General features: G+C 66.4%; 7 protein-coding genes. 3 read left to right on the plus strand and 4 right to left on the minus strand.

Annotated features, from left to right (window positions below; all coding sequences use genetic code 11):
• Positions 1–23 precede the first annotated feature (23 nt).
• The 4 genes from otsA to ARC63_RS01990 form a co-directional block, all read right to left on the minus strand.
• Positions 24–1388: an alpha,alpha-trehalose-phosphate synthase (UDP-forming) gene (gene otsA, locus ARC63_RS01975; RefSeq protein WP_049413347.1), complete on the minus strand. Its 1365-nt coding sequence runs from the start codon at positions 1386–1388 to the stop codon at positions 24–26.
• Entirely contained in the window at positions 1385–3166 is a 1782-nt protein-coding gene (locus tag ARC63_RS01980) for a glycoside hydrolase family 15 protein (RefSeq protein ID WP_029550881.1), read from the minus strand. The genes otsA and ARC63_RS01980 overlap by 4 nt, the downstream gene beginning before the upstream one ends.
• Positions 3167–3205: 39 nt before the next feature.
• Positions 3206–3964: a trehalose-phosphatase gene (otsB, locus tag ARC63_RS01985; protein WP_010481547.1), complete on the minus strand. Its 759-nt coding sequence runs from the start codon at positions 3962–3964 to the stop codon at positions 3206–3208.
• A 166-nt stretch (positions 3965–4130) separates the two neighbouring features.
• A complete protein-coding gene (locus tag ARC63_RS01990; RefSeq protein ID WP_057502395.1) occupies positions 4131–6566 on the minus strand; it encodes a TonB-dependent receptor plug domain-containing protein in 2436 nt (811 codons plus the stop codon).
• A 214-nt stretch (positions 6567–6780) separates the two neighbouring features.
• Between ARC63_RS01990 and ARC63_RS01995 the strand changes: the two genes are divergently transcribed.
• The 3 genes from ARC63_RS01995 (at position 6781) to ARC63_RS02005 (ending at position 9985) form a co-directional block, all read left to right on the plus strand.
• Positions 6781–7263: a DUF3574 domain-containing protein gene (locus ARC63_RS01995; protein ID WP_010481551.1), complete on the plus strand. Its 483-nt coding sequence runs from the start codon at positions 6781–6783 to the stop codon at positions 7261–7263.
• A gap of 36 nt (positions 7264–7299) precedes the next feature.
• The gene (locus ARC63_RS02000; protein WP_057502397.1) at positions 7300–8157 is read left to right on the plus strand and encodes an SH3 domain-containing protein; all 858 of its coding nucleotides are present in this window, start codon (positions 7300–7302) and stop codon (positions 8155–8157) included.
• Between the two features lie 109 nt (positions 8158–8266).
• Positions 8267–9985, plus strand: coding sequence for a thiamine pyrophosphate-dependent enzyme (locus ARC63_RS02005; protein WP_057502396.1), 1719 nt, complete (start codon positions 8267–8269; stop codon positions 9983–9985).
• Positions 9986–10303 lie beyond the last annotated feature (318 nt).

The following is a 10303-nucleotide window of genomic DNA, read 5'->3' on the forward strand; positions in this document are numbered from 1 at the left end:
ATCCCCTCCGTCCCCTTTTTCCCTCAGCCTTCCAGCGCGTCGAGGTAGCTGCGGCGCCAGTGGTTGATGTCGTAGGTGCGCAGATGTTCCATCATCGCGTGCCAGCGCTCCTTGCGCCTGCTCAGCGACATCGTCGCTGCCGTGGCGATGGCGTCGGCCACGCCGTCCAGATCATGTGGGTTCACCAGCAGTGCCTGCTTCAGTTCGTCGGCAGCGCCGGCCAGCAGAGACAGCACCAGCACGCCGGGATCCTCCGGGTCCTGCGAGGCCACGTACTCCTTGGCCACCAGGTTCATGCCATCGCGCAGCGGCGTGACCAGGCCGACCGCCGCCGCCCGGTAGAAGCCGGTGAGCGTGGCATGGGTGAAGTTCTGGTTGACGTAGCGCAGCGGCGTCCAGTCCGGCTCGGCGTGGCCACCGTTGATGTGGCCGGCGATCTGTTCCAGCTGGCTGCGCAGCTGCCGGTACTCGGTGACGTCGCCGCGCGAGACCGGCGCGATCTGCAGGTAGGTCAGCGAGCCGCGCTGGTCGGGGTGGCGCTCAAGATAGCGCTCGAAGCCGAGGAAGCGCTCGGGCAGGCCCTTGGAGTAGTCCAGGCGATCTACGCCGATCGCCAGCTGGCGGTCACGCAGGCTGTTGCGCAGATTCTTCACCGCGGCCTTGGTGGCGGCGGTGCCGGCCTGGCGTGCGATCAGCTCGGTGTCGATGCCGATCGGGAAAGCCGCCGCACGGAAGCGGCGCCCGCCCGGTGCTTCCAGCTCGCCGTTGTCGAGTACGCGGCCACCACCGAACAGGCGCAGGTAGGTCTGGAAACGATCGGCGTCGCGCTGGGTCTGGAAGCCGACCAGATCGTAGGCGTACAGCGCGGAGAACAGTCGCAGGTGGTCGGGCATCGCCTGCAGCAGGTCGGCCGACGGCATCGGGATGTGCAGGAAAAAGCCGATGCGGCAGCCGATGCCGCGCTCGCGCAGCAGTGCGCCGAGCGGGATCAGGTGGTAGTCGTGGATCCAGACGATGTCATCCTCTCGCAGCAATGGCGCGAGCTTGTCGGCGAACAGCGCATTGACCTTGTGGTAGGTCTCGCGGGTGCCGCGGTCGTAGTCGACCAGGTCCAGCCGGAAGTGCAGCAGTGGCCACAGCGTGCGGTTGGCGAAACCATTGTAGTAGCCATCGACTTCGCGCTTGCTCAGGTCCATGGTGACGTAGTCGATGTCACCGTCCTTCTGCCGGTGCAGCGTGCCGCTGCCTTCCTTTACGGTCTTGCCGCTCCAGCCGAACCACAGGCCGCCGCGCTCCTTCAGGGCGGCCAGCAGGCCGACCGCCAAGCCGCCTGCGCGGTTCTCGCCGGGCACGGCCACACGATTTGATACCACGACCAGACGACTCACGATGCCTCCTGCCAGGACCGCGACAGGCGCATCGCGGCGGTGATCAGGCCGACGTGCGAATAGGTCTGCGGGAAATTGCCCCAGGCCTCGCCACTGTCGAAGGCCAGATCCTCCGACAGCAGGCCCAGATGGTTGCGCTGCTTCAGCAGCAGCTCGAACATCTCGCGTGCTTCGTCCATGCGCCCGATTGCTGCCAGCGCATCGATGTACCAGAAGGTGCAGATGGTGAAGCTGGTTTCCGGCTCGCCGAAGTCATCCGGCGCGACATAGCGGTACAGCGAATTGCCATGCTTGAGGTCTCGGCCGATGGCATCGACGGTGGCAATGAAGCGCGCATCCAGCGCGTCGATGAAGCCGATATCGGCCAGCAGCAGCAGCGAGGCATCCAGCCGATGGCCACCGAAGGTATCGGTGAAGTGGCCCAGCTCCTCGCTCCAGGATTCGGCCATGATGCGCGCGTGGATGGTGTCGGCGCGCTCGCGCCAGTAGCGGGCGCGGTCATCACGCTTCAGGCGCACGGCGATCTTGCACAGGCGGTCGCACGCGGCCCAGCACATCGCGCTGGTATAGGTATGCACTTCGGTGCGGCCGCGGAATTCCCACAGGCCGGCATCGGGTACGTCATGCAGGGCGAACGCCTGTTCGCCCAGGGGTTCCAGGCGGGCGAAGGTGTGCGCATCACCCGGGTCCTGCAGGCGCCGGTCGAAAAACAGCTGCGTGGACGCCAGCACCACGCTGCCGTACACATCGTGCTGGCGCTGCACCCAGGCCAGGTTGCCGCGTCGCACCGGGCCCATGCCACGGTAGCCGGACAGGCTGGGTACTTCGTCCTCGTCCAGCTTGGCTTCGAAGCCGATGCCATACAGCGGCTGCAGCGTGCCGTCGGTGGTGGCCAGGTTGAAGATGTAGCCGAGGAACTGCTCCATCGTGCGTGTTGCGCCGAGGCGGTTCAGTGCGCGCACCACGAACGCGGCATCACGCAGCCAGCAGTAACGGTAGTCCCAGTTGCGCACGCTGCCCGGGGCTTCCGGAATGGAGGTGGTCATTGCCGCGATGATCGCGCCGCTGTCCTCGTACTGGCACAGCTTCAGGGTGATCGCACTGCGGATCACCGCGTCCTGCCATTCCAGCGGAATGGACAGGTAACGCACCCATTCGCGCCAGTAGTCGCGGGTGCGTTGGAAGGCTTCCTGCACATAGCCACTGATCGAGCGGTTGAGCGATTCATCCACGCCCAGGATCAGGTGGATGGGATGGTTGAGTACGAACGGCAGACCGTCGCGCACGAAGCGCACCGGTACATCGGTGGTCAGCCGCAGCACATGCTCGGGCAGGATCCAGCGCACATGGTTGCTGCCCCAGGTGGACTCCGGCACGCGCGCGCCCCAGTCCGCCAGTGGTCGCGCACGCACGGTGATGCGCGGACTGCCGGCCAGCGGACGCACCTGGCGGATCAGGCTGACCGGGCGGTAGAAACGGTCGTTCTGGCGCCAGCGCGGGGCGAAATCGAGGATTTCCAGTTCGCCACCGTGCGCGTCGCGCAGGACGGTGCGCAGGATCGCGGTGTTGGTCAGGTATTCCTGCTCGCTGCTCGCGAAGTCCTCCAACTCGATGGCGAAGTCGCCACCGGTCTGCTGGTTGGGACCGAGCAGGGCACAGAAGGTGGGGTCGCCGTCGAAGGTGGGCAGGCAGCTCCAGACAACGCGGGCACGTTTGTCGACCAGGGCGCCGAAGCTGCCGTTGCCGACCACGCCCAGATCAAGATCGGGTTGGGTCATCACGCGGTACATCTCGGTTGCGGCCGTGGGGTGGCCGGGTCAATAGGCATTCTCACGCAGCCAGGCGTGCACGCTGCGTATGTCGGGCAGCGCGAACACCGCCTTGCTCGGTTCCCGCTCGCCCACCAGCACGCTCCAGCCATGCTGGACGTTGGCGGCGTCGAAGCCGAATTCATCGGTGAGGTCGTCACCGAGGAACACCGGCAGGCGGCCGCGGAAGGGCAGGTACTGCATCATCCGGCGCACGGCACGGCCCTTGTCGGTGCCGACAGGCACGAACTCGACCACATGGTCGCCAGGTTGCAGGCGGTAGCTGGCACGGCCACGCACGTGGCGGTCGGCGAAGGCGCGGACATCGCTGGCGGCATGCGGCGCGCCGCGCCAGTGCAGGGCCAGGCCGACGCCCTTGTCTTCCACCAGTACGCCGGGATGGCCGTGGGCGAAGCGCATCGCCTGCTGGTGCAGTGCGTGCAGCCACTCGGCGGTGTCGTCATCGTGTTCGTCACGCAGCACACGACCATCCTGGCCACGCAGTTCATGGCCGTGCAGGCCAGCGGCAGGCAGTTGCAGGGGAGCGAACAGTTGATCCAGCTGTTCAAGCGGGCGGCCACTGACCAGTGCCACGGCACCTTCCAGGCGGTCGCTGATGCGGCCGATGGCTTCACGCACATCCGGCAGCAGCTGCACGGCATCCGGGCGCGCAGCGAATTCGATCAGGGTGCCGTCGACATCGAGGAACAACGCGCAGGCGTCGTCCAGCAATGGCGGTGGCGGACGCAGGGGGAGCGGTTCAGCCATGACGCCCAGCTTGCCAGCGTGGGCGTGTACGTGGGGTCGAGGGCAGGCTACGCCCTTGCTTCGGTGGGTGCCGACCGTGGGTCGGCACAAAGGGTCAGCCTGCATTGAACCCAGACAGTGCGGACCAACGGTCCGCACCCATCCAAGGCAATTACACCCAGAGCAATCAGAAGGTATAGCGAACGCGGCCGTAGTAGTAGGCGCCGTTGCTGCCGATCGGCGACAGCACGTCGTACGGCAGGTTGCCGAAGTAGTGGATATCGCTGTTGGATCGATCCGGGTAGTTGTCGGTCAGGTTCTGCCCGCCGATGGCCACGCTCCAGCGCGGAGTGATGCGGTACTCGACTTCCGCATCCAGCTGCCACTCGGCCTGGTAGGTCTGGCGCGGGATGTAGCCGTCACCGAAGTTGAACACGCGGGTGGCGCTGCCATAGCGGTTCACGCGGCTGCTCAGCGACCAGTGGTCGTTGCTCCAGGCTGCCGAGAAACTACCGCGCGTGCGCGGCGTGGCGTCGGTGAGCGTGTTGGTTTCTTCGATGCCGAACAGCACGTAGTCCGGGTTCAGCGCACGCAGCTGTGCCGGCGTGGCCAGCACGTTCTTCAGCGTGGTCTTGGTATACGCATAGGTGCCGGTCAGCAGCAGCTGGCCATCGCCCAGCGACTGGCGCCAGTTGGTCACCAGCTCGGCGCCACGGGTGCGGGTGTCGGCGGCGTTGACGAAGAAGCTGGCGCTCTGCAGGCCGGTGACGCCGTAGTTGGCCGCCACGTAGTCGGTCAGCGCATCACCGGTGATGCTCTCCGACAGCGCGATGCGATCGTCGATGTCGATCTGGAAGAAGTCCAGCGACAGGTCGAAGTGCTCGCCGATGCGGCTGGTGAAGCCCAGCGAGGTGTTGATCGACTTCTCCGGCTTCAGGTTCCGCGCACCCAGGCCACGCGCGATCGGATTGTTGACCGACAGCAAACGGCCCTGCACCAGCTGGCCGCCAGCGTTGTAGCCGGTGGAGGTGGACTCGTAGCCGATCTGTGCCAGCGACGGCGCACGGAAGTTGTTGGAGATGGCGCCACGCAACGCGAACGCCGGGGTGAATTCGTAGCGCAGGCCGAGCTTGCCGGTCAGTTCACCGCCGAAATCGTCGTTGTGCTCGTAGCGCGCGGCCAGATCGGTGGAGAACTTTTCGCCGAACTGGCTGGACAGGCTGGCATAGGCGCTGGCCACATCACGCGACAGGGCGGCTGCATCCTGCGGGGTCAGGCCGCCACCGGCCTGCGAACCGGTCGGGCGGTCGGTGAACGGGCCGGCCGCGTAGCTGGCCGGGTCACCGGGGCGGGTCTGGTAGCGCTCGTGGCGCGCTTCCACACCCAGGCCCAGGGTGTGGCTGATGCTCTCGCTCTGGGTGAACACGCGGCTCAGGTCGAGGTTGCCCACGGTCTGTGCGTACTCGTAATCGGCGGTCTTGAAGCGGGTCGGGCTGGTCGGGCCCAGCGAGGCGTTGAGCGAATCGCGCAGGCGGTAGGTGAAGTCGTTCTGGCCATAATCCAGGCTGCCGTCGTAGCTCCACTCGCCCCACTGCCCACGCACGCCGGCCACGGTCTGCACGTCGCGGTTCTCGCCTTCGGAGATCGGCCGGTAACCGTTCGGATAGATCTCCTTCCAGTTGGCATCGCCATCGGGGTAGCGGAAGTAGTTCGCGCCTTCGGTATCCCGCTGGTTGAAGGTACCGAACGCGTAGAACGTCGAGGTCTGGCCCACCGGGATCTCGGTGTTCAGCCACAGATTGATGTCCTTGCTCTTGCCATCGCCCAGCACGTAGTTGCGCTTGCCCTGCAGCGCCAGGTTGCCCGGGGTCTGGTCCCAGGGCGGAATCTGGTCGAAGCCAGCGCGGTTGGTGCCGTTGCGGTGCTTGTATTCCAGGCCGACGCGCAGGAAGCCACCGTCTTCGCCCAGCGAGGTGCCGACCTTGGCGCTGATGTTGCCGGTCTGGCCGTCGGTGAGAGTGCGGCCGATCGGCTTGAGGTCGGTGTGGTTGGCGCCGTAGCTGGCCTCGATCTCCCCGCCGTCACCGCCGTTGTCGAGGATTACGTTGATCACACCGGCCACCGCATCCGAGCCGTACAGCGCGCCGGCGCCGTCGCGCAGCACTTCGATGCGCTTGATCGCACTGACCGGAATCGAGTTGAAGTCGACCGGGGTGGTGCCCTTGCCGATCTTGCTGTCGGTGTTGACCAGCGCGGTGTGGTGGCGGCGCTTGCCGTTCACCAGCACCAGCACCTGGTCCGGCGACAGGCCACGCAGCTGTGCCGCGCGCACGTGGTCGGCGCCACCGGAGTTGGACTGGCGCGGGAAGTTGAACGACGGCAGCAGCGCCTGCAGCGCACTGCCCAGCTCGCCGTTGACCACGCCGGCCTTGCGGATGTCCTCGGCGGTGAGCACGTCCACCGGCGAGGTGGATTCGAGTACGGTGCGGTCGGCGGCACGGGTGCCGGTGACGATCACCGTGTCCAGGTTGGTGGCGTCCTGGGCCAGGGCCGGGACGGCGGCGGAGGAAAGCGAGAGGGCGATGGCGAGGCCGAGCGGCGACGCGGGCAGGCGGGCGGACATGGGGGCTCCAGCAACAACGACGACGGGGAAGGGGGAGATAGTTTCACTTACATCCATCCGGATGAAGCGATATATTATCTTCGCGTGATGGCCGGTGCCGATGCAAGCCCCTGCCAGTCCGGCATGAGCTGATGCCCTGCTGGCATCAGCACGCCGGGCCGGTGGCGCTGTACGCTGCCGGCTCGCCTTGTCCCCCTTCCCCGGAGCTGTACCGATGAAACACCTTGGCCTCGTCTTCGCCGTGCTGCTGGCCACCAGCGGCTGTGCCAGCCTCTCTTCGCAGGCGCCCAGCGCCTATGCCACGGCCACCACCGCCGAACTGAAGGGTGACGCCGCACGCCCGTCCGCCGGCCATGGCTGGGTGCGCAGCGAGCTGTACTTCGGCGTGGGCGAGGAGCAGGGCGCCGGCAACCGCCCGCAGGCCGACACCATCAGCGAGGCGCAGTGGCGCACGTTCCTGGACAAGGAAGTGACCCCGCGCTTCCCGGATGGCCTGACCGTGTTCGATGCCTACGGCCAGTGGCTGTTCCGCGGTGATGCCGCGCCCAACCGCCTGCGCACGAAGGTGCTGGTGGTGCTGCACGAGGACACCCCGCAGCGCCGCGCCGATATCGAAGCGATCCGCCTGGCGTGGAAGCAGCAGACCAAGCATCAATCGGTGTTGTGGTCGCGGCAGCCGGTCGAGGTATCGTTCTGAGTTGAAGGCACCACCGCGGTGCCGCAGGGAGCGATGATGAAACACAGGGAATGCGTGCTGGGCCTGGTGCTGGCGGGATTGCTGGCACCGTCGGCGCAGGCCAGTGGCGACGACGTCGAAACACTGCGGTTCCAGGTGGCCGCGCACGTGCAGGCGCACGCCGATCCCCAGCAGAATGGCAGCATCGCCGTGCAGCTGTCGCCGTCGGGAAAGCGCCAGACGCTGGCGGGCGCGGCCGATGCCGACGGCAATTCGCGCTGGGGTCTGGAGGACGTCGATTTCGATGGCTACCCGGAACTGGTCGCACGCGCCTCGGTGGGCATGGTCAATGAAGCGGTGACGGTGTACCGCTTCGATCCAGCCAGTGCTTCGTATCGCGTGCTGCAGGCCGACACCCACGGCAAGGACAGTTGCGGTGACCTGATGGGGCTGAGCGTGGACGTTGCCACCCGCACCCTTACCAGCAGTTGCCGCAGCGGGCCGATGTGGTACACCGACCAGTACCGGTTCGCGGGTGCGAAGCTCTACCTGTACCGCGCCGAGAGCGTGTTGATGCTGGGCGACACATTGAACGCCGCGCTGCAGTGGGAACAGACCGACGAGCAGGGCCCGTTGGCGGTCTGGCGCACCTATGACCCCGCCGGCCGTGTGCTGGAGAGCGCCATTGCCGATGGCCTGGGTGCACCACCGGATGGGCCGTTGCGTGGTCAGCAGGCCACCGTGGTACCTGCGCGCCTGTTCCTGTTCGACCGGCCCGGTGCGTCCAGCACCAAGCGTTACCTCGTGCAGGGCGACCGCGTGGAAATGCTGGATGAACAGGACGGCTGGGTGAAGCTGCGCTACCGCAACCCGAAGCAGGGCGCGGTACTGGGCTGGATCAACGTCAATGATTGACGAGACCTCTGCCCGCAGTTTGCACATCGAGGCGACGGGCGACGTGCCCACGGGGGCATCACTTCATCAGGTCTAGCCTCGGGCGTTCCCCCGTTCGAGGATGTATCCGATGAGCAAGCGCGTGGCCGAAATCGTGGTGGACGCCCTGCAGCAGGCCGGTGTCCGCCGTTGCTACGGCATCGTGGGCGATACGCTCAACCATGTGACCGATGCGATGCATGGCAGCGGGATCGCCTGGGTGCACGTGCGCCATGAAGAAGTGGCAGCGTTCGCTGCCGGCGCCGATTCGCTGGTGAGTGGCGAACTGACCGCCTGCGCAGGCTCCTGCGGCCCCGGCAGCCTGCACTTCATCAACGGCGTGTTCGAGAGCAACCGAAACCGCGCGCCGATGGTGCTGATCGCCAGCCAGGTGGTGACCAGCGAACTGGGCATGGAATTCCCGCAGGAAGTGGACTTCAAGGCGGTGTACGCCAGTTGTTCGGTGTTCTGCGAACAGGTACACAGCGCCGAACAGGCACGCCGCGTGGTCACGTTGGCCTGCCAAGCGGCGATCAGCCGCCGCGGCGTGGCGGTGGTGATCCTCCCGGCCGATATCAGCCAGGCCGAGGTGAAGCACGATGTGCCGTTCTCGGTGCACTACACCCAGCCGGTATTGCGTCCTTCCGACGCCGAACTGCAGCGTATCGCCGAGCTGCTGGGGCAGGGCAGGCGCATCGGCATCTACGCGGGTGCCGGTTGCCAGGGCGCGCACGCGCAGTTGCTGGAACTGGCCCGACGCCTGCAGGCGCCGATCGCGCACACCTCGCGCGCCAAGGACTTCGTTGAGCCGGACAACCCGTACAACATGGGCATGACCGGCATCTTCGGCATCGAGTCCGGCTTCCACACATTGATGGCGTGCGACACGCTGCTGCTGCTCGGCGCCGACTTCGCCTGGGGCCAGTTCTACCCGGACAAGGCCACGATCATCCAGGTCGACCGCGATGGCAGTCATCTGGGTCGCCGCCACCCGGTGAACCTGGGCGTGGTCGGTGATATCGCGCCGACGCTGGATGCCTTGCTGCCGATGCTGCCGCCGCGCGAGGACAGCAGTTTCCTGGACGAGTGCATCGAGCGTCGCGACAAGGCGCTGAAGAAGCGTGAACAGGAAGAACAGCCGGGTGAAGGCGAGCTGATCCACCCGCAGCACCTGACCGCGTTGTTGTCGAAGTATGCGACCGACGATGCGCTGTTCACCGCCGACGGCGGCTCGCCGATGGTCTGGGTGCTGCGGCATATCCGGGTGAATGGCCGCCGCCGCACGCTGACCAGCCTGCTGCACGGCACGATGGCCAACGCGATGCCGCAGGCGCTGGGCCTGCAGAAGGCGTTCCCGGGCCGCCAGGTGATATCGCTGTCCGGCGACGGAGGCCTGGCAATGCTGCTGGGCGACCTGCTGACGGCAGTGCAGGAAAACCTGCCGATCAAAGTGGTGGTGTTCAACAATGGCTCGCTGAACTTCGTCGAGCTGGAACAGAAGGTGGAAGGCCTGCTGGACAACTACACCGACCTGAAGAACCCGGACTTCGGTCGCCTGGCCGAGGTGATCGGCTTCCACGGCCGCACCGTGACCCGCAGCGAGGATCTGGAGGAAGCGGTGCAGGACTTCCTGTCGCAGCGTGGCCCGGCATTGCTGGACGTACACACCAGCCGCGCCGAGCTGGTGATGCCGCCACAGATCGAAGCCAAGCAGGTGGCCGGTACCGCGCTGTATGCGGCCAAGGCGGTGTTGAACGGCCGCTTCGACGACGTGAAGCATCTGCTGGTGGACAACTTCCTGAAGAAGTAGGGGTTGGTCGATGCAGGGCGGCGCCCTGCACCTGCGGAGGCGAAGGTCGAAGCAACAGCAACAGCAACAGCAACAGCTGGGTATCCGTGGGATGGCGGGGTGGGTCCGGTTGCGGGGGGCGCTGCAAGTACGTCCATGTAAGCTCGGTCGCCGCATCCATGCGGCTCACGCCCCCGCAACCGGACCCACCCCGCCTTCGACAGTTTCCCGCGATCTGTCGGAACCTGCTGCTGATGGTGGGTGCCGACCGTTGGTCGGCACGGGGTCAGAGCCCGTTGCTGCGCAACGGGCTCTGACCCCACTGTTTGATGATTTGGG

This window comes from Stenotrophomonas geniculata ATCC 19374 = JCM 13324 (assembly GCF_001431625.1).
In the GTDB taxonomy this organism is placed as follows: Bacteria; Pseudomonadota; Gammaproteobacteria; order Xanthomonadales; family Xanthomonadaceae; genus Stenotrophomonas; species Stenotrophomonas geniculata.

Bases quoted from the DNA above. Each gene is read 5' to 3' on its own strand.
- ARC63_RS01980 (WP_029550881.1), bottom strand. From the start codon at position 3,166: ATGACCCAACCCGATCTTGATCTGGGCGTGGTCGGCAACGGCAGCTTC.
- otsB (WP_010481547.1), bottom strand. From the start codon at position 3,964: ATGGCTGAACCGCTCCCCCTGCGTCCGCCACCGCCATTGCTGGACGAC.
- ARC63_RS01990 (WP_057502395.1), bottom strand. From the start codon at position 6,566: ATGTCCGCCCGCCTGCCCGCGTCGCCGCTCGGCCTCGCCATCGCCCTC.
- ARC63_RS01995 (WP_010481551.1), top strand. From the start codon at position 6,781: ATGAAACACCTTGGCCTCGTCTTCGCCGTGCTGCTGGCCACCAGCGGC.
- ARC63_RS02000 (WP_057502397.1), top strand. From the start codon at position 7,300: ATGAAACACAGGGAATGCGTGCTGGGCCTGGTGCTGGCGGGATTGCTG.
- ARC63_RS02005 (WP_057502396.1), top strand. From the start codon at position 8,267: ATGAGCAAGCGCGTGGCCGAAATCGTGGTGGACGCCCTGCAGCAGGCC.